Origin of the sequence: Streptomyces malaysiensis subsp. malaysiensis, from assembly GCF_040653035.1 — a bacterium.
Lineage (GTDB): Bacteria > Actinomycetota > Actinomycetes > Streptomycetales > Streptomycetaceae > Streptomyces > Streptomyces malaysiensis.
Genome location: NZ_JBEZNG010000036.1, coordinates 52,325 through 70,643, shown reverse-complemented (window position 1 = coordinate 70,643; position 18,319 = coordinate 52,325). Strand labels below are relative to the sequence as shown.

At 70.3% G+C, this 18,319-nt stretch carries 17 protein-coding genes; 14 read left to right on the top strand and 3 right to left on the bottom strand.

Annotated elements, in window-relative coordinates; translation table 11 throughout:
• Positions 1-59: 59 nt before the first annotated feature.
• The 4 genes from AB0E24_RS40825 to AB0E24_RS40810 all read left to right on the top strand — a co-directional run bounded on the left by AB0E24_RS40825 (position 60) and on the right by AB0E24_RS40810 (position 3,629).
• Positions 60-692, top strand: coding sequence for a TetR/AcrR family transcriptional regulator (locus tag AB0E24_RS40825; protein ID WP_099012620.1), 633 nt, complete (start codon positions 60-62; stop codon positions 690-692).
• Positions 693-997: 305 nt separating this feature from the next.
• Positions 998-1,456 (top strand): MerR family DNA-binding transcriptional regulator, encoded by a 459-nt coding sequence (locus AB0E24_RS40820; protein ID WP_359384719.1) that lies wholly within the window; start codon positions 998-1,000, stop codon positions 1,454-1,456.
• 38 nt (positions 1,457-1,494) lie between these two features.
• A complete protein-coding gene (locus tag AB0E24_RS40815; RefSeq protein WP_359384717.1) occupies positions 1,495-2,610 on the top strand; it encodes an SDR family oxidoreductase in 1,116 nt (371 codons plus the stop codon).
• A 221-nt stretch (positions 2,611-2,831) separates the two neighbouring features.
• The gene (locus AB0E24_RS40810) at positions 2,832-3,629 is read left to right on the top strand and encodes a nucleotidyltransferase family protein (protein WP_347234756.1); all 798 of its coding nucleotides are present in this window, start codon (positions 2,832-2,834) and stop codon (positions 3,627-3,629) included.
• Positions 3,630-3,746: 117 nt separating this feature from the next.
• Here the strand turns inward: AB0E24_RS40810 and AB0E24_RS40805 are convergent, their stop codons facing one another.
• On the bottom strand, positions 3,747-4,712 hold the full coding sequence (locus tag AB0E24_RS40805) for an EamA family transporter (RefSeq protein ID WP_435865381.1): 966 nt from the start codon (positions 4,710-4,712) through the stop codon (positions 3,747-3,749).
• Between the two features lie 68 nt (positions 4,713-4,780).
• Between AB0E24_RS40805 and AB0E24_RS40800 the strand changes: the two genes are divergently transcribed.
• From AB0E24_RS40800 to AB0E24_RS40770, 7 genes are all read left to right on the top strand, one after another.
• Entirely contained in the window at positions 4,781-5,635 is an 855-nt protein-coding gene (locus AB0E24_RS40800; protein WP_174886459.1) for a LysR family transcriptional regulator, read from the top strand.
• A gap of 72 nt (positions 5,636-5,707) precedes the next feature.
• Positions 5,708-6,211 (top strand): MarR family winged helix-turn-helix transcriptional regulator, encoded by a 504-nt coding sequence (locus AB0E24_RS40795; protein WP_359384715.1) that lies wholly within the window; start codon positions 5,708-5,710, stop codon positions 6,209-6,211.
• 60 nt (positions 6,212-6,271) lie between these two features.
• Positions 6,272-7,756 carry an MFS transporter gene (locus AB0E24_RS40790; protein ID WP_359384713.1) on the top strand — a complete coding sequence of 495 codons (1,485 nt, stop codon included), beginning with the start codon at positions 6,272-6,274 and terminating at the stop codon, positions 7,754-7,756.
• 34 nt (positions 7,757-7,790) lie between these two features.
• Positions 7,791-8,300 (top strand): pyridoxamine 5'-phosphate oxidase family protein, encoded by a 510-nt coding sequence (locus AB0E24_RS40785; RefSeq protein WP_102933658.1) that lies wholly within the window; start codon positions 7,791-7,793, stop codon positions 8,298-8,300.
• Positions 8,301-8,451: 151 nt separating this feature from the next.
• Positions 8,452-9,189: a DJ-1/PfpI family protein gene (locus AB0E24_RS40780; protein WP_069867591.1), complete on the top strand. Its 738-nt coding sequence runs from the start codon at positions 8,452-8,454 to the stop codon at positions 9,187-9,189.
• 157 nt (positions 9,190-9,346) lie between these two features.
• Positions 9,347-9,688, top strand: a complete 342-nt coding sequence (locus AB0E24_RS40775; protein WP_359384710.1) for a hypothetical protein — start codon at positions 9,347-9,349, stop codon at positions 9,686-9,688.
• Between the two features lie 142 nt (positions 9,689-9,830).
• Positions 9,831-10,265 carry a hypothetical protein gene (locus tag AB0E24_RS40770; RefSeq protein ID WP_141729674.1) on the top strand — a complete coding sequence of 145 codons (435 nt, stop codon included), beginning with the start codon at positions 9,831-9,833 and terminating at the stop codon, positions 10,263-10,265.
• A 181-nt stretch (positions 10,266-10,446) separates the two neighbouring features.
• Here AB0E24_RS40770 and AB0E24_RS40765 read toward each other — a convergent pair whose 3' ends face one another.
• The gene (locus AB0E24_RS40765; protein WP_099012629.1) at positions 10,447-11,376 is read right to left on the bottom strand and encodes a LysR family transcriptional regulator; all 930 of its coding nucleotides are present in this window, start codon (positions 11,374-11,376) and stop codon (positions 10,447-10,449) included.
• A 136-nt stretch (positions 11,377-11,512) separates the two neighbouring features.
• On the opposite strand from AB0E24_RS40765, the gene AB0E24_RS40760 reads away from it, so the two are divergent.
• The 3 genes from AB0E24_RS40760 (at position 11,513) to dnaE (ending at position 17,005) form a co-directional block, all read left to right on the top strand.
• Positions 11,513-12,760: an MFS transporter gene (locus tag AB0E24_RS40760; RefSeq protein ID WP_359384707.1), complete on the top strand. Its 1,248-nt coding sequence runs from the start codon at positions 11,513-11,515 to the stop codon at positions 12,758-12,760.
• Positions 12,761-12,879: 119 nt separating this feature from the next.
• Positions 12,880-13,461: a TetR/AcrR family transcriptional regulator gene (locus AB0E24_RS40755; protein WP_232636689.1), complete on the top strand. Its 582-nt coding sequence runs from the start codon at positions 12,880-12,882 to the stop codon at positions 13,459-13,461.
• 13 nt (positions 13,462-13,474) lie between these two features.
• Positions 13,475-17,005, top strand: coding sequence for a DNA polymerase III subunit alpha (dnaE, locus tag AB0E24_RS40750; protein ID WP_359384704.1), 3,531 nt, complete (start codon positions 13,475-13,477; stop codon positions 17,003-17,005).
• 55 nt (positions 17,006-17,060) lie between these two features.
• Here the strand turns inward: dnaE and AB0E24_RS40745 are convergent, their stop codons facing one another.
• Complete coding sequence (locus AB0E24_RS40745; RefSeq protein ID WP_359384703.1) at positions 17,061-18,254, bottom strand: cytochrome P450; 1,194 nt, start codon at positions 18,252-18,254, stop codon at positions 17,061-17,063.
• Positions 18,255-18,319: the final 65 nt, after the last annotated feature.

The window sequence follows — 18,319 nt, the reverse complement described above, 5'->3', positions numbered from 1 at the left end:
CCCCGGCGACTCCCCGCACGTATTGACGGAGTGAGTACTCACTCCGTACCGTATTCGCCATGACAGAGAACCCCTCCACCCCGCCCCGGCGCCGTGCGCCGGCCATGGATCCCGATCAGCGCCGCGCGATGATCGTCGCCGCCGCGCTCCCCCTCGTCGTCGAGTACGGCGCCTCCGTGACCACGGCGAAGATCGCCCGAGCCGCGGGCATCGGGGAGGGCACGATCTTCCGCGTCTTCGAGGACAAGGACGCCTTGCTCGCGGCCTGTATGGCCGAGGCCGTGCGGCCCGATGACACCGTGGCCCATCTGGAGTCGATCGCCCTGGACCAGCCGCTGGCCGACCGGCTCGCCGAGGCGGCCGATGTGGTGCGCGGGCACATGGCGCGCATCGGCGCCGTCGCCGGGGCGCTCGCGGCGGCCGGGCGGCTGGAGCGTGTCGCCCCCAAGCCCGGCAAGGACGGGCGCCTCCCGGACCGCGAGGCGAGCCTGGCCCGGCCGCGCGCCGCGCTGGCCGCGCTGTTCGAACCCGACCGGGACAGTCTGCGGCTCACCCCGGAACGGCTCGCGGACGCCTTCCAGCTGACGCTGATGTCGGCCGGGCGCCTGGGCGCCCCCGACCCGCTGACCACCGAGGAACTCGTGGACCTCTTCCTCCACGGCGCGCTCGCGGCGCCCGGGGACGCCCGCTGAGCGGACCCGTCGCGTACGACGGACTTCCGCCCGCCGCCGGACCCTGATCACCGTCGCCCTGCTGGGCTGCGCCTTCCTGGCCATGCTGGACGGCACGGTGGTCGGCACACGCTGCCCCGTACCGTCGAGCAGATCGGCGGAGGCGACTCCTGGTACGTGTGGCTCGTCACCGCCTATCCGCCGACCTCCTCGGTCAGCGTGCCGGTCCACGGGACACCCCGATAGCCACCGGCCACGCGCCTTCGGCGGGGCCCGCCGATCGGCACGCTTGACCTCAAGCGCTTCAAGTGTCGGATGCTCGACATATGACAGCGACGGAGACGGAGACAGAGGTCCGGGGCTCCCCGATGACCATCCAGCAGGTGTCCAGGCTGAGCGGTCTCTCGGAGCCGACACTGCGCTACTACGAGAAGATCGGCCTGATTCCCGCGGTGGACCGCGACCGGGACAGTGGCCACCGGCGCTACCACCCCGGCGTGGTGGACACGATCAGGTCACTGGGGTGTCTGCGATCCACCGGTACGAGCGTGCAGGACATGCGCGCCTACCTCGGCCACCTCGACGAGGGCGCGCAGGGCGCCGCCCCACTGCGCGACCTCTTCCGGCGCAACGCGGAGCGCCTGGAGCGGGAGATGGCCCTCATGGAGGTCCGGCTGCGCTATCTGCGGCTCAAGGCGGACATGTGGGACGCGCGCGAGCGCGGCGACGCCGACGCTGAGCGCCGGGCGGTCGAGGAGGTCACGGACGTCATGGACGCACTGTGAGAAGCAACCGGCCAGTTCGAAGAAATCCACAGCGATCCATGGAAGGCAAGACGATCCCCGTGTCCACTGACGCCGATATCAACAGCGACACCGAAATCAACAACAACGACTCCGACGGTGGCGAACTCGTCCTGGTCACCGGAGGCAATGGCTATGTCGGCACCCATGTGATCAGCCGTCTGCTGCGGAGCGGCCATCGAGTCCGCACCACCGTCCGTTCGCACGGCCGGGCCGCGAGCGCCGAAGCGAGCGTACGGTCGGCCATAGCGGCCTCCGGTGTCGATCCCGGCGGGCGGCTCGATGTCGTCAGCGCCGATCTGACCTCGGATGACGGCTGGGACGACGCGGTGGCGGACTGTACCCGCGTCCTTCATGTCGCGTCGCCGTTTCCCTCCGTCCAGCCGGAGAACGCGGACGACCTGATCGTCCCCGCACGGGACGGCACCCTTCGTGTGCTGAGGGCCGCACGGGACCACGGTGTGAAGAGGGTCGTGATGACGTCCTCGTTCGCGGCGGTGGGATACAGCGCGAAGGATGGGAACGAGTACGACGAGAGCGACTGGACCGACCCCGCGGACGACAACGCCCCCTACATCCGGTCGAAGACCATCGCGGAACTGGCCGCCTGGGAATTCGCGGAGAAGGAGGGGGACGGCCTCGAATTCACGGTGATCAACCCGACCGGAATCTTCGGCCCGACGCTCGGCCCCCGGCTGTCCGCCTCGACGGAGCTTGTGCGGGCGATGCTGGCGGGAGAGATGTCCGCCGTCCCCCGTACGCACTTCGGCGTGGTGGACGTGCGCGATGTGGCCGACCTCCATCTGCGGGCCATGGCCCATCCCGCGGCAGCGGGACAGCGCTTCCTCGCCAGCGGCGACCGGGCCGTCAGCCTCCTGTGGATCGCCGGAGTGCTGGCCGAGCACCTCGAGGAGCGCGCCGCCCGGGTGCCCACACGGGAGCTGAGCGACGAAGAGACGCGTGCGGTCGCCGGCTCCGACCCGTCGGTGCGGGAAGCGGCGGGGCAGGCGGGGAGCGTACCGATCCTCCGCACCGAGAAGGCGCGTTCCGTGTTCGGCTGGACCCCGCGTGACACGGAGACGACCATCCTCGACACCGCGGAGAGCCTGTTCCGCCTGGGCCTGGTGAAGGGCTGACCCGCCCCAGGTCCATACCGCCCCGCCGTCCGTCGGTTCTTCCGCCGCCACCGGCTCCTGTCCCGGGCCACCGGCTCCTGTCCCGGTGGGGGCGGTAAGGTCGCCGTCATGGAGTGATGACCCGGCACACCGATCCGCAGCGACGCCGTACGAGCCCGTGCTCCGGCGTCCGCTCGGTGTGCCCGCCGCATCCGTCATCCACTTCACACGATCGGATCCGTATGACCGACGACGTGTTTCCCGACACGACCGACGATGTGTTTCCCCGCATGACCGACGCCACGTTTCTCGACGATGTCGCCGAGCGGCTCGCCGCCCTGCCCGCCGTACGCGCCGTCACCCTCGGTGGCTCGCGTGCGCAAGGCACCCACACCCCGGAGAGCGACTGGGACCTCGCCCTGTACTACCGGGGTGGTTTCGACCCGGCCGACCTGCGGGCGGTCGGCTGGCAGGGTGAGGTCTCCGAGATCGGCGAATGGGGCGGTGGTGTCTTCAACGGGGGCGCCTGGCTGACGATCGACGGACGGCGCGTGGATGTCCACTACCGCGACCTCGATGTGGTGGAACACGAACTCGCCGAGTCGCGGCAGGGCCGCTTCCACTGGGAGCCGCTGATGTTCCACCTCGCGGGCATCCCCAGCTATCTGGTGGTGGCCGAGCTCGCGCTCAACCAGGTGCTGCGGGGTGCCCTGCCCCGCCCCGAGTACCCGGAGGCGCTGCGGGAGGCGGCGCCCCCGGTGTGGCGGGGGCGCGCGGCCCTGACACTGGGGTACGCCTCGGCCGCGTACGCGGGACGTGGCCAGGCCACCGAGGTCGCGGGGGCGGTGGCGACCGCCGCCCTGCAATCGGCGCACGCGGTGCTCGCGGCGCGCGGTGAGTGGGTCACCAACGAGAAGCGCCTTCTCCAGCGGGCGGGCCTGCGCGAGATCGACACGATCGTGGCGGGGCTGCGGCCGGAGCCCGCCGCCCTGGCCGGGGCGATCGCCGACGCGGAGGCGTTGTTCGAGGCCGCGGGCTGAGCGATGGCTCGGAGGCGGGGCTCGCCTCCGCCTCCGAGCCACCCGTGGCGCCGGGCCGCCTCACCCCCGCGGATGCCCGTCCGCGCCGTATGCCCTGTCCAGCCGGACGCCGGTCCGTCAGCCGCGCCGGGTGAGGATGCTCAGTGCGTTGGCCGCGACGATGGCGCCCACGCTGATCCACTCCGTCCACCCCAGGTCCTGCCCCAGGCCCACCCAGCCGACCAGCGCGGCCAGAACGGGGTTGATGCTCATGAAGAGCCCGAACGCCTGGGCGGGCACCCGGCGCAGGGTGAACAGGTCCGCGAGGTACGGCACGGCCGAGGAGAGGACGCCCGCGGTGACGGCGTACACCGCGGCGCTCACGGTCGGCGGCTGCCGGACGGCGATGGCGATCCCGACCGGCAGGAACATCAGGGCGGAGAGCCCCGCGGCCGCCGCCGACCCCTGAGCGCCGGGCACCCGTCGGCCCACGGTGCGGTTGAGCAGGATGTACGACGCCCAGCACACGGCGGCCAGCAGCGCCAGCCCCATGCCCAGGTAGTCGGCCGAGGGCCGCGGACGCATCAGGGTCACCGCGGCGGCCGCCGCGACCAGCGCACAGCAGGCGTCCACGCGACGCCGTGCGGCGGCCAGCGCTATGCACAGCGGACCGAGGAATTCGAGGGTCACCGCCAGCCCGAGGCCGATGCGGTCGATGGCGCTGTACAGGGACAGGTTCATGGTGCCGAACACCACGGCGAGCCCCGCCACCGGCCGCCACTGCCACCAGGTGAAGGCCCGCAACCGGGGCCTGCCGACGGCCAGCAGGACGATCGCGGCGACGTACTGGCGGACGGCGACGACCCCGAGCGGACCGAGGACGGGGAAGGCATGGGACCCGATCGCGGCGCCGGTCTGGTTGGACAGACCGCTCGCGACCATCGTGGCCACACCGGCGAACCGCCGCCCGGTCGGCCGCTGATCAGCGTCCGGGCCCGGGTTCGGGGCCAGACCTGGGTCCAGGTCCAGGTCCAGGTCCGGGCCCGGGCCCGGGCCCGGGGCGGAGTCTGCGGGAGTCTGCGGGGACGCGGAAGCGGGTCGCATGCGTCGATCGTGGGCCCGGTCCACGCATGCACAAAATGCGTTCGTTGACCTATCTATACGCTGGACGTATGGATGTGGAGCTGCGGCAACTGCGCTGCCTCGTGGCGATCGTCGACGAGGGCACCTTCACGGACGCCGCCATCGCGCTCGGCGTCTCCCAGGCGGCCGTGTCCCGGACGCTTGCCTCGCTCGAACGCGCCCTGGGGACACGGCTGTTGCGGCGGACCTCGCGCGAGGTGGCCCCGACGGGCACCGGGCTGCGCGTGGTGGCACACGCCCGGCGGGTGCTGGCCGAGGTGGACGGCCTGATCCGGGAGGCCCTGTCGGGCCACGCCCATCTGCGGATCGGCTACGCCTGGTCCGCGCTCGGCCGCCACACCCCCGCCTTCCAGCGCCGCTGGGCCCAGGCGTACCCCGAGACCGAGTTGCATCTCGTCCGCGTCAATTCCGCCACCGCCGGACTGACGGAGGGCGCCTGTGACCTGGCCGTCGTGCGCAGGCCACTCGACGAGCGCCGCTTCGACTCCGCCATCGTCGGGCTGGAGCGGCGGCTGTGCGCCGTGGCCGCCGACGACCCCCTCGCCAGGCGCCGCTCGGTCCGGCTGGCCGACCTCAGTGGGCGCACCCTGTTGGTGGACCGCAGGACCGGCACCACCACCACGGAGCTGTGGCCGCCCGACTCCCGACCGGCCACGGAGGAGACCCACGATGTGGAGGACTGGCTCACCGTGATCTCCGCGGGCCGCTGTGTCGGTATGACGGCGGAGTCCACCGCCAACCAGTACCCCAGGCCCGGTATCGCCTATCGGCCGGTCCGCGACGCCGAGCCGATCGCGGTACGTCTCGCCTGGTGGCGGGACGACCCGCACCCCGCCACCCAATCCGCGGTCGAACTGCTCACCGCGCTCTACCGCAACGGCTGACCCCGCCCGCGTAGGGGCCGCTCCGTACTGTTCCGGATAATCCAGTACGGATCGAATTGTTACCCTGGGCGCATGACCGCGATGGCGCCCACCCAGACCGAACCGGACCTGTCCTTCCTCCTCGACCACACCAGCCATGTCCTGCGCACCCAGATGTCGGCCGCGCTCGCCGAGATCGGGCTGACGGCGCGGATGCACTGCGTACTGGTGCACGCCCTGGAGGAGGAGCGCACCCAGGCGCAGCTCGCCGAGATCGGCGACATGGACAAAACCACGATGGTGGTGACCGTGGACGCCCTGGAGAAGGCGGGCCTCGCGGAGCGGCGCGCCTCGACCCTGGATCGCCGGGCCCGGATCATCGCGGTCACCGAAGAGGGCGCGCGGGTCGCCGAGCAGAGCCAGCGGATCGTGGACCGCGTCCACCGGGAGGCGCTGGCGTCGCTCCCCGCAACCCAACGCGCCACCCTGCTAAGGGCGTTGACCCGGCTGTCCGAAGGGCATCTGGCCACGCCCGCCGAGAGCCCCCGTCCGGCCCGGCGGGCGCGACAGCGAGAGAAGCAGAGACGAAACAAATAGTCCGCAACAAAACCATCTGCTACGGTCACTCCTGTCGCGTCTACCGACAGGAGTGACCGCATGTCCGCCACCGCTTCCGGCCCGACCTCTCCCAACGTCCCCCCTTCACACCGGCTGGCCCTCGGGGTCATCGCCACCGGCATGCTGATGGTCGTCCTCGACGGCAGCATCGTGACCGTGGCCATGCCCGCCATCCAGAGCGATCTGCGGTTCTCGCCCGCCGGGCTCAGCTGGGTCGTCAACGCCTATCTGATCGCGTTCGGCGGTCTGCTGCTGCTCGCGGGCCGTATCGGCGATCTCCTCGGCCGCAAGCGGGTGTTCCTGGTGGGCACCGCGGTGTTCACCGCGGCCTCGCTTCTGGCCGCCGTGGCCACCTCCCCCGCGGTGCTGATAGCCGCCCGGTTCCTCCAGGGTGTCGGCAGCGCGCTGGCGTCCGCGGTCAGCCTGGGCATCCTCGTCACGCTCTTCACCGAACCCGCCGAACGGTCCAAGGCCATCGCCGTGTTCAGCTTCACCGGCGCCGCCGGAGCGTCGATCGGCCAGGTGCTCGGGGGACTGCTCACCGACGCGCTGAGCTGGCACTGGATCTTCCTGATCAACCTGCCGATCGGCCTCGCGACACTCGCCGTCGCCCTGCGCGTCCTGCCCGCCGACCGCGGGTCCGGCCTCGCCGCCGGCGCCGATGTGATCGGCGCCCTGCTCGTCACGGCCGGGCTGATGCTGGGTATCTACACCATCGTCAAGGTGGCGGAGTACGGCTGGACAGCGGGGCATACGCTCGGTCTCGGCACCGTCTCCATCCTCCTGCTCGCCCTGTTCCTGATCCGCCAGGCCACCGCGCGCACCCCGCTGATGCCCCTGCGGATCCTGCGGTCGCGCCGGGTCGCGGGGGCCAATCTGGTCCAGGTCCTGATGGTGGCCGCGCTCTTCTCGTTCCAGATCCTCGTGGCCCTCTATCTGCGCAATGTGCTGGGATACGGCGCCACCAAGACCGGCCTGGCCATGCTCCCGGCCGCCCTCGCCATCGGCGCGGTGTCACTCGGCGTCTCCGCGCGGCTCAGCGCCCGCTTCGGTGAGCGCGCTGTGCTGCTGACCGGGCTGGCGCTCCTGGTCGGAGTCCTCGGGCTGCTCGTCCGCGTCCCCGTACACGCCCGGTACCTCCCCGACCTCCTCCCGGTCATGCTGCTCGCCGCCGGTTTCGGACTGGCCCTCCCCGCGCTGACCAGCCTGGGGATGTCCGGTGCGAAGGAGGACGAGGCCGGGCTCGCCTCCGGGCTGTTCAACACCACCCAGCAGATCGGGATGGCGCTGGGCGTCGCGGTCCTGTCCACGCTGGCGGCCGCCCGCACGGACACTCTGCTCGCCCGGGGCAAGGGCCGGGCCGAGGCGCTGACCGGCGGCTACCACCTGGCGTTCGCCGTCGGAGCGGGGCTCATCGTGACGGCCTTCGCCGTGGCGTTCACCGTGCTGCGAGGACCCGCGCGGAAGCCCCCCGCCATGCCGCGGAACGCCAACACGCCCGCCACACCGGTGACCACCGCCTGACCCCTCCGCCACCATCAGCGAAAGGTTCACCCTCATGACGACGACCGAGAACAAGAGCCCGGCGAACGGCGCCGAAACGAAGCCCGGTGCCGGACCCGCGCCCCGGGTGCTCACCGAGGACGAGCTGTCCCGGACACTGCGGGACCAGCGCTTCGGTGTGCTCGCCACCGTCAAACGCGGTGGCCATCCCCATCTGTCGACCGTGATCCACCACTGGAGCCCCGAGGAGCGGGTGCTGCGCATCTCCTCCACCGCCGACCGGCTCAAGGTGCGTCAGCTGCGCCGCGACCCCCATGCCGCCGTGCATGTGGGCACGCCGGACGGCTGGTCGTTCGCCGTCGCCGAAGGCGAGGCGGAGGTGTCGGAGGTGACGGCCGTTCCCGGGGACGCGGTCGGGCGGGAACTGCTGTCCATGACGCCCGGTTTCGCCGAGCCACACGAGGAGGCGGCCTTCCTGGAGCAGTTGGTGGCGGACCGGCGGGTCGTGATCAGGATCCGGGTGTCCCGGCTGTACGGAACGGCCCTCGACATGCCCGCCGGCTGACCACCGGGCACACCGCCGCACGGGGACACGGTTCTCACTCTCTCCTGACACCCCCGGTCCGCCTTTCGCGGGCCATGAAGTCGCCGGAACTCCTTCCTCCCCCGGTCCGACTACTGAACCAGTAGGACCGCGAGGGACAGGAGGCACACCGTTGGAACGCAGGCACTTTCTCAGCCGGACGACCGCGGCCGGCGCGGCGACCATCGCCGCCGGGACACTGACAGCCACCGCCGTGAACACGGGGACGGCGACGGCAGCGCCCCGGCGGACCGGGCCGCTGCGCGTCCATATCGTGATGTTCGACGGGGTCGAGGAGTTGGACTGTATCGCTCCCTTTGAGGTCTTCTCCGCCGCCGCCATGCACGACCCGCGCGGGGTGGAGGTCCGTTACGTCACCACGGGGCAGCCCCGGCAGATTCGTGCGTCGTACGGCACGGGCATCCAGGTGACGCACCGCTGGGCCCCGGAGGAGGCGGATCTGATCGTGGTGCCAGGCGGCGGGTACGCCCGCCGCAACGGCCCCGGTATCTGGGCGGAGATAGCCGATGGTGTTCTGCCGAAGGCGCTCGCCGCGGCACCGCGCAAGGGCCTGACGATCAGTTCGCTCTGCACGGGGGCGCTGCTGCTGTCCGCCGCCGGTCTGACCAAGGGCCGTCCCTGCACCACACATCACGGTGCGAAGGCGGATCTGAAGGAGCAGGGTGGCATCGTCAAGGACGCCCGCGTCGTCGACGACGGGGATCTGGTCACGGCCGGTGGTATCTCCTCGGGCCTGGAGCTGGGCCTGTGGCTGGTCAAGCGCGAGCTCGGAGCGGACGCCGCGATCGGGGTGGAGACCATGCTGGAGTACGAGGCGCGCGGGACGGTCTGGACGCCCTCCTCGTCGTAAGCCCAACGCCCGCGTATGACAAGCGGGTTGTTTGGTCCGGGCGCGGTGAACACCGTGTCCGGACCGTACGTACCGGGGAGTGCGGCACACCTGGTGAACCGCACCTGGTGGCCGACGCGGAGGGCTCGGGTGTCCGACCCTTGACGAGGAGAGATACGTGAACGCACATCGTCGTCCGCTGTCCCGCCAGCGCCAGCGGCGGATCGGCGCCCTGGCCTTCGCCACATCGGCGCTCGTCCTCGCCACGGCCATCCCCGCCCTGGCCCACACCGAAGTGAGCGCCACCGACTCCCACGCACTGGCGAAGAACGTCACGCTGACATTCGAGTCGAAGGCGGAGGAGGCGTCGGCCGAGCCGAAGGAGTCCTCGCAGGGCGCGTCGTCGGACGACGGGTCCCCGTGGCCCGCCGTGGCAGTCATCGCCGGGGTCTGTCTGGTGGCCCTGGCCGGGGGTTTTGTGCTGTTCCAGCAGCGGCGCGGCTCGGGCGGCGACGAATGAGCCAAGGGTGGCGCACCGGTCGGTGCGCCACCCCGGCGGTCGTGCCAAAGCAAAGGGCACGACCCCGGGGACGGGTCGGTGCGGCCCCGTGGGTGCATCGGTGCGCGGGTTTGCTGTCGGGCCGAGTGGTAACGCGGTGGACATGAGCGAGAAGAAGAACGCACACACCATTGCCCGGAGCTCGAACACGAACGCGAAGGCCACCGCCACCAAGGCCAAGGAGACCGCGGGAAAGGCCAAGGACACCGCTGGTGAGGCAGGTACCACGGCGAAGACCGCGGCGTCGGGCGCGGCGACAACGGCGGCGCACACCGCCCATGTCGCGGCCGACAAGGCCCATGTGGCCGCCGAGAAGGCCGTGACCACCGGTCGTACGGTGGCGGCGGAGGCGCCCAAGAAGGCGGCCGCGGCGGCCGGTTCGGCCTGGACGGCCATCAAGGCGCGGAAGGTGCTGACAGCCGTCGCCGGTGCGGGTGCCGCGGCTGCGGGCGCCACCGCGGCGATCGTCCTGCGGAGGCGCGCCGCCCGGCGTCGCAGCCCGCTGGCACGGCTGACCGGCGGCCGGTTCGGCGCCTGAGATCCGCGGGTCGCACAGCACGGCGGGTCGTACGAACACGCGCCGCAGGGTAGAACGATCGCACAGCACGAACGACCACACAGCACGACAGCACGAACGACCACACGGCACGAGCGACCACACGGCACGATGACTGCTCGACACGACGGTCACGTGACAAAACGCGAGAAGCCCCGGACGCTCACCACGCCCACTCCGGTGTCCAGGCGTCGCCGTCATGGTGGTCGGGCCGCGCGGAGACGAGGTGGTCGCGGAGCGCGGTGAGGGCGGGGTGCGGGTTGTCGCGGTGCCAGATCAGCGAGTGCGGATAGACCGGGGTCGGGTGGTGCACCGCGATGCGGCGCAGACCGTAGTCGGCGGGCCGGACCAGGTGGGTCCATTCGCCGACGAAGGTCGCCAGCGTCGAGGAGTCGGCGATCGTGTCGAGGAGTGGTTCGAGCCCGAAGTAGGGGCCGATCGCGTCGATGGTGAGCCCGAACCTGGCGGCGAGGTCGTCGTAGTAGGCGGCCCATTCGGTACCGGCGACGAGGCCCGGCATCCAGATCCGGTGCCCGGTGAGTTCGCCCGGGGTGACCGCGCGGGCGGCGGCGAGTTCATGGGACGGTCCGGTCAGGAGCTGGACGGGTTCGTCGTGCACACGGGTGGCCTCGACGCCGCCGGGGAGCCGCCGCGCGGGCACGGTGACCGCCCGGAACGACGCGTCGATCGTGCCGGTGCGCACTGCCGCGATGGCCGCGTCGGCGTCGAAGAGGGTCACCACATCGAGTTCGACCTCGGGGTGCGCGCCGTGGAAGCCCCGCAGCAGATCGGCCGGTGCGAGCCGCCGCCCGATCACATCGACACGCAGCGCACGGCGGCCGGGCCGTACGGAGGCGGCGGCCCGCTCCTCGGCCCGCAGGAGCTCACGGGCGTGGGGCAGGAACGCCTGTCCGTCGATGGTGAGCCGGGCCCCGCGCGCGGTGCGGGTGAACAGCCGCACACCGAGCTCCTTCTCCAGCGTGGCGATGCGCTTGGAGACGGCCTGCTGGGTGATGGACAGATCGGCTGCCGCCTCCTGGAACTGTCCCGCGTCCGCGACGGCGACGAAGGTGCGCACGGCCTTGAGATCCACGTCGGCCACCTTAGCCGTACAACGTTTGGTTGTGGCATGTCGTGGACGTTGTTTGAACCGCCCGCCATCCGCTCGCTTGGATATCGCCCGTTCCACATGAGGTTCATCGGGCGAGACGGCGAGGAGTGCGCTGCGCATGGGGGCGAGACGGTCGCTGGGGCGGCAGTTCGGATGGCTATGGGCGGCCTACGCGGTCAGTGCGTTCGGCACCTGGCTCGCGTTCGACGCGTTCCCGATCATCGCGATCGTTGTTCTGCACGCCGGGTCGGCCGAGGTGTCGCTGCTGGCGGCCGCGGGGCTCGCGGTGGGGGCGATGGTGGCGGTGCCGCTCGGGCCGTGGATGGAGTTCCGCCGCAAGCGGCCGGTGATGATCGCGATGGACGTGGTCCGGTTCGCGGCCCTGATGACCGTCCCCGTTCTCTTTCTGCTCGACCGGCTGACCTTCGCCCAGCTCGTGGTGGTCTCCGTCGTCGTCTCCGCGGCCGACATCGCCTTCACCGCGGCCAGCGGGGCGTGTCTGAAGGCGCTGGTGCCAGGGGACGACCTGCTGGTGGCGAACGGGCGGTTCGAGTCCACGGCCTGGACCGCCACCATGGTGGGACCGCCCATCGGCGGGGCCGCGGTCGGGCTCTTCGGCCCGGTGATGACCGTGGCGGCCAACGCGGTCAGCTTTCTGCTCTCCGCGGCGGGGATCCGTGCGATCGGCGGTGAGGAGCCACGGCCCGCGCGCACCGGCACGCCTTCACGGCTCCGGGCCGGTGATCTGCTGGAGGGCTGGCGGTACATCCTGACGCATCCGGCGCTGCGCCCGCTGTTCTTCAACACGGTCCTGGTGGGCGGGCTGATCATGGCGACGGCGCCGCTGCTCGCCGTCCTCATGCTGGGCGACCTGGGGTTCGCGCCCTGGCAGTACGCCCTGGCCTTCGCACTGCCCTGTGTCGGCGGGCTGATCGGCTCACGGCTCTCCCCCCGGCTCGTGGCGCGGTTCGGGCGGCACCGGGTCATGCTGACGACGGGGGCGCTGCGGGCGTGCTGGTTGCCGGGGCTGGCCTTCGTACGCCCCGGTGTGGCGGGGCTGGTGCTCGTCATGGCGGTGGAGCTGGGGCTGATCTGCTGTATGGGCGTGTTCAACCCGGTGTACGCCACCTATCGGCTCGAACGGACCCCGGCGGACCGGGTCGCCCGTACCCTCTCCGCGTGGTCGGTCAGCAGCAAGGCCACCGTCGCGGCCCTGACCGCCCTGTGGGGTCTGCTGGCCGGTGTCACCGGGCCCCGGATCGCGGTCGCCATAGCCGGCCTCCTCAGCCTGGCGACCCCGCTGCTGCTCCCCCGGCATGAGCAGGCGCCCCTCCCCCAGCAGGAACCGGCCGCGAGCCACAGCTGACCTCCTGCCCCCTGGCCCAAGAAACCACGACCCGACCTACGGCCTGAACCAGCGTTCTGAACGTACATACTGAACGAGTGTCCTGAACGAGCGTTCAAACCTGGGGTAGGGTGGTCGGCATGGGACATCGGGAACAGTTGATGGCCGGGGCGAAGCGATGCCTGGAGGAGCGGGGATTCGCCCGTACGACCTCGCGTGACATCGCCGCCGCCGCCAACGCACCGCTCGGCACGATCAATTACCACTACGGTTCGAAGGAGCGGCTGCTCAACGCGGCGCTCCTGGAAACGCTCGACGAGTGGAGCGAGAAGGTGCGGTCCGGCTCGGCGGAGCCCGTGGCGGGCTCCGGGGCGGGGGCGCGAGTGGAGTCGATGTGGGCCCGGGTCGTCGAGTCCGAGACCACGGATCGGCCGCTGCTGGTGGCCAGCGCGGAGGCGCTCGCCCAGGCCGAACGCTCCGCCGAGGTCCGGCAGCAGCTCGCCGAGGCGTTCGAAGGGGCCCGAACCACGCTGGCGGCCGATCTGCACGGCATCGAGGGCGCGGAGGACGGCGAAGTGGCCCGTGCGGTGGGGTCGGTGCATATGGCCCTGATCGCCGGTCTGACCCAGCAGTGGCTGGTCGATCCCGAGCGCGCCCCCTCGGCGCGGGAGGTGGCCACGGGCCTGCGGCGGATCGCCCAGGCCCTCGAGTCCGACTCCTGATCCGGGGGAAGGAGTGGCACAGCCTTTCACCCATCTGCATGTGCACACGCAGTACTCGCTCCTGGACGGCGCGGCCCGGCTGAAGGATCTCTTCGGCGCCTGCCGGGAGATGGGCATGTCGCACATCGCCATGACCGACCACGGCAACCTCCATGGCGCGTATGACTTCTTCCAGCAGGCCACGGCCTCGGGTGTAACACCGATCATCGGGATCGAGGCGTATGTCGCACCGGAGTCACGGCGCACCAAGCGCAAGATCCAGTGGGGGCAGCCCCATCAGAAGCGCGACGATGTCTCCGGTTCGGGCGGCTACACCCACAAGACGATCTGGGCGGCGGACAACACCGGGCTGCACCATCTGTTCCGGCTGTCGTCGGACGCGTATGCCCAGGGCTGGCTCCAGAAGTGGCCACGGATGGACAAGGAGGTCATCGCCGAGCACGCCGAGGGGCTGATCGCCTCGACCGGCTGCCCATCCGGTGAGCTACAGACCCGGCTGCGGCTGGGCCAGTTCGACGAGGCGCTGAAGGCGGCCTCCGAGTACCAGGACATCTTCGGCAAGGACCGGTACTTCCTGGAGCTGATGGACCATGGCATCGAGATCGAGCGCCGGGTCCGCGACGGGCTGCTGGACATCGGCAGGAAGCTGGGCATCCGGCCGCTGGTGACGAACGACTCGCACTACACCTACGCGGACGAGGCCACCGCACACGATGCGCTGCTGTGCATCCAGACCGGGAAGAACCTCTCGGATCTGGACCGCTTCCGCTTCGACGGCACCGGTTACTACCTGAAGTCCACCGAGGAGATGTACGCCATCGACTCCTCGGACGCCTGGCAGGAGGGCTGCCGCAACACGCTCCTGGTCGCCGAGCAGATCGACACCACCGGTATGTTCGACAAGCGCGACCTGATGCCGCGCTTCGACGTCCCCGAGGGCCATACCGAGGTCACCTGGTTCCGCGAGGAGGTCCGGCGCGGAATGGCCCGGCGTTATCCGAGTGGCGTACCGGAGGACCGGCAGAAGCTGGCCGAGTACGAGATGGACGTCATCATCCAGATGGGGTTCCCGGGCTACTTCCTCGTGGTCGCCGATTTCATCATGTGGGCCAAGCAGCAGGGCATCGCCGTCGGGCCGGGCCGTGGTTCGGCGGCCGGTTCGATCGTCTCGTACGCCATGGGCATCACCGACCTGGACCCGGTGGACCACGGGCTGATCTTCGAGCGGTTCCTCAACCCCGAGCGCGTGTCCATGCCGGACGTGGACATCGACTTCGACGAGCGTCGGCGGGTGGAGGTGATCCGCTATGTGACGGAGAAGTACGGCTCCGACAAGGTCGCCATGATCGGCACCTACGGCACCATCAAGGCCAAGAACGCCATCAAGGACTCGGCCCGGGTGCTCGGCTATCCGTACGCGATGGGCGACCGCATCACCAAGGCCATGCCCGCCGACGTCGGTGGCAAGGGCATTCCGCTGTCCGGTATCACCGATGAGAAGCACCCCCGCTACAGCGAGGCGGGCGAGGTGCGGGCGATGTACGAGAACGAGCCGGATGCGCGGAAGGTCATCGACACCGCCAAGGGTGTCGAGGGCCTGGTGCGGCAGATGGGTGTGCACGCCGCCGGTGTGATCATGTCGAGCGAGCCGATCGTGGACCATGTCCCGGTCTGGGTGCGGCACACCGACGGGGTCACGATCACACAGTGGGACTACCCCACCTGTGAGTCGCTCGGCCTGCTGAAGATGGACTTCCTGGGCCTGCGCAACCTCACCATCATGGACGACGCCGTCGCGATGGTGCGCGCCGACAAGGGCATCGACCTCAAGCTGCTGGATCTGCCGCTGGACGACCGCAAGACCTTCGAGATGCTCAGCGGTGGCCACACCCTCGGTGTGTTCCAGTTCGACGGCAGCGCGATGCGCTCGCTCCTCCGGCTGATGAAACCCAACCAGTTCGAGGACATCACCGCGGTCACCGCGCTGTACCGGCCCGGCCCGATGGGCATGAACTCGCATATCAACTACGCCCTGCGGAAGAACGGCCAGCAGGAGATCACCCCGATCCACCCGGAGCTTGAGGAGCCGCTCAGGGACGTCCTCGACATCACCTACGGCCTGGTCGTCTACCAGGAGCAGGTCCAGAAGGCCGCCCAGGCGCTCGCAGGCTATTCACTCGGCCAGGCCGACCTGCTGCGCCGGGCCATGGGCAAGAAGAAGCAGGAGGTCCTGGACAAGGAGTTCATCCCGTTCCGCGACGGCTGCCGGGAGCGCGGCTACTCCGACGAGGCCGTCCAGGCGGTCTGGGACGTGCTGGTGCCCTTCGCGGGCTACGCCTACAACAAGGCGCACGCCGCCGCCTACGCGCTCGTCTCGTACTGGACCGCCTATCTCAAGGCCAACCATCCGGCGGAGTACATGGCGGCGCTGCTCACCTCCGTCAAGGACGACAAGGACAAGTCCGCCGTCTACCTCAACGAGTGCCGCCGCATGGGCATCAAGGTGCTGCCGCCGGATGTGAACGAGTCGGTGCACCACTTCGCAGCCCAGGGCGACGATGTGATCCTCTTCGGTCTGGAAGCCGTTCGCAACGTCGGGGCCCATGTCGTCGAGGCGGTCGTCCACGCCCGCAAGGCCAGGGGGAGGTTCACCTCGTTCCCCGACTACCTGGACAAGATCGAGATCACCGCGTGCAACAAGCGCACCACCGAATCGCTGATCAAGGCGGGCGCGTTCGACCCGATGGGCCACACCCGCAAGGGGCTGACGGCGCACTACGAGGCGCTGATCGACAATGTGGTCGCGGTCAAGCGCAAGGAGGCCGAGGGGCAGTTCGACCTCTTCGGCGGTATGAGCGGTGACGGCGGGGGTGGCGACGGGCCGGGCTTCGGCCTCGATGTCGAGTTCTCCTCCGAGGAGTGGGACAAGCCGTATCTGCTGGCCCAGGAGCGGGAGATGCTGGGGCTGTACGTGTCCGACCACCCGCTCCTCGGTCTGGAGCAGCTGCTGGCCGGCAGGGCGGACGCCGCCGTAGCACAGCTCACCGGCGGTGACTTCCCGGACGGCGCGGTCGTCACGGTCGGCGGCATCATCTCCGGCCTCCAGCGCAAGATGACCAAACAGGGCAACGCCTGGGCCATCGCCACCGTGGAGGACCTCGCCGGATCCATCGAGTGCATGGTCTTCCCCGCCACCTATCAGCTGGTGTCGGGCCAACTCATCGAGGACACGGTGGTGTTCGTCAAGGGCCGCCTCGACAGACGCGAGGACGTGCCACGGCTGGTGGCGATGGAGCTATCGGTCCCCGACCTGAGCGCCCGCCATGCCCCGCTGTGTCTGGAGATGCTCGAAGCGCGGGTGACCCCGCGCTCCGTGCAACAGCTCAAAGAGATCCTCCAGGCCCACCCGGGACCGACCGAAGTACATCTGCGGGTGCGCGGCCGGGCCAGGACCACCGTCTACCGGCTGGGCCACCGCGTCGGCATCCGGCCCGAGTTCTGGGCGGATCTCAAGGCGGCGGTGGCGGTCACCCGGGTCGGATGAGCCGGGGGCCACCGGAAGTCCCTGTTCCATGGCCCCCGTTACCCAAGTGCCGCGACTACTCGGCCGCCCAGGTCACCGGCAGCTCATGGACACCGTAGAACGAGGTGTTCTCCCGGTACCTGATCTCCTCCGGGGCCACCGCCAGCCGCAGCGCGGGGAACCTGACGAGCAGCCGTTGCAGAAGCACCTTCAGTTCCACCCTCGCCAGCTGCTGGCCCAGACACTGGTGCACACCGTGCCCGAACGCGAGGTGGGAGGCGTGCGGCCGGTCGAGGACGAGCTGGTCGGGGTCGGCGAACCGCTCGGGGTCCCGGTTGGCGGTGGACACCAGACCGGCCACGATCTCGCCCTTCGCGATGGGATGACCATTGATCACGGCATCCTCGGTGGCGGTGCGCACCGTACCGAAGTTGTTGACGGGGAAGTAGCGAAGGAACTCCTCCACGGCGCTGTCGATGAGGTCGGGGTTCTCCCGCAGCCGGGCCAGCTGCTCACGGTCCTCGAACAGCGCCAGCATGCCGAGGCCGATCAGGTTCTCCACGGGTTCATGACCTGCGAAAATGATGGTCATCGCGATGCCGACCACCTCCTCGTCGGTCAGCGCACCGCCCTCGACCTCATCGTGCAGCAGCCTGCTGATCATGTCGTCCGCGGGCTCGGCCCGCTTGGCACGCACGAATCCCCGCATCTCGTCCCACCACGCGGACGCCATCGCGCCGACAGCCTGGTCGTCGCCGCCGGTCTCCCGGAGCGTACGTACCTCGTGGTCGAACTTCTGATGGTAGGTGTACGGCACGCCGAGGATCTCGGAGATCACCATCGCGGGCACCGGATACGCATAGGCCGCCACGAGGTCCGCGCTGGTGCCCGCCGCCTCCATCACGTCGAGGTGTCGGTCGGCCAGCCGCTCGATCCGGCCGGTCAGTTCGCGTGCGCCACGCACCGAGAACTCGGCGGTGAGCGTGCGGCGGTAGCGGGTGTGGTCCGGCGGGTCCATGGAGAAGAAGAAGCCCGCCGGTATCTCCGGGCTCATCGCCGGGAACGGCACCCTGGCACCGCTGAACCGGGTGTCGGCCAGCATGGCCCTGATGTCGTCGTGCTTGGTCAGGAACCACATCACCAGCCCGCCGGGCAGCTCCAGTTTGCCCAGTTCGCCCATGTCCCGCAGTCGGCGATGGTCCTCCGGCGGGTCGTACGGACAACGCCGTTCGGCCTTCACGGTCCCCGGAAGGGACAAGGTCTCGCTCACTGTTGACTCCCTCGTTTGCGCATCATGGGCGACTGGTGTGTCCAGGCACGGTGCGTGTGGCTGTC

Bases quoted from the DNA above. Each gene is read 5' to 3' on its own strand.
- AB0E24_RS40825 (WP_099012620.1), top strand. From the start codon at position 60: ATGACAGAGAACCCCTCCACCCCGCCCCGGCGCCGTGCGCCGGCCATG.
- AB0E24_RS40820 (WP_359384719.1), top strand. From the start codon at position 998: ATGACAGCGACGGAGACGGAGACAGAGGTCCGGGGCTCCCCGATGACC.
- AB0E24_RS40815 (WP_359384717.1), top strand. From the start codon at position 1,495: ATGGAAGGCAAGACGATCCCCGTGTCCACTGACGCCGATATCAACAGC.
- AB0E24_RS40810 (WP_347234756.1), top strand. From the start codon at position 2,832: ATGACCGACGACGTGTTTCCCGACACGACCGACGATGTGTTTCCCCGC.
- AB0E24_RS40805 (WP_435865381.1), bottom strand. From the start codon at position 4,712: ATGCGACCCGCTTCCGCGTCCCCGCAGACTCCCGCAGACTCCGCCCCG.
- AB0E24_RS40800 (WP_174886459.1), top strand. From the start codon at position 4,781: ATGGATGTGGAGCTGCGGCAACTGCGCTGCCTCGTGGCGATCGTCGAC.
- AB0E24_RS40795 (WP_359384715.1), top strand. From the start codon at position 5,708: ATGACCGCGATGGCGCCCACCCAGACCGAACCGGACCTGTCCTTCCTC.
- AB0E24_RS40790 (WP_359384713.1), top strand. From the start codon at position 6,272: ATGTCCGCCACCGCTTCCGGCCCGACCTCTCCCAACGTCCCCCCTTCA.
- AB0E24_RS40785 (WP_102933658.1), top strand. From the start codon at position 7,791: ATGACGACGACCGAGAACAAGAGCCCGGCGAACGGCGCCGAAACGAAG.
- AB0E24_RS40770 (WP_141729674.1), top strand. From the start codon at position 9,831: ATGAGCGAGAAGAAGAACGCACACACCATTGCCCGGAGCTCGAACACG.
- AB0E24_RS40760 (WP_359384707.1), top strand. From the start codon at position 11,513: ATGGGGGCGAGACGGTCGCTGGGGCGGCAGTTCGGATGGCTATGGGCG.
- AB0E24_RS40755 (WP_232636689.1), top strand. From the start codon at position 12,880: ATGGGACATCGGGAACAGTTGATGGCCGGGGCGAAGCGATGCCTGGAG.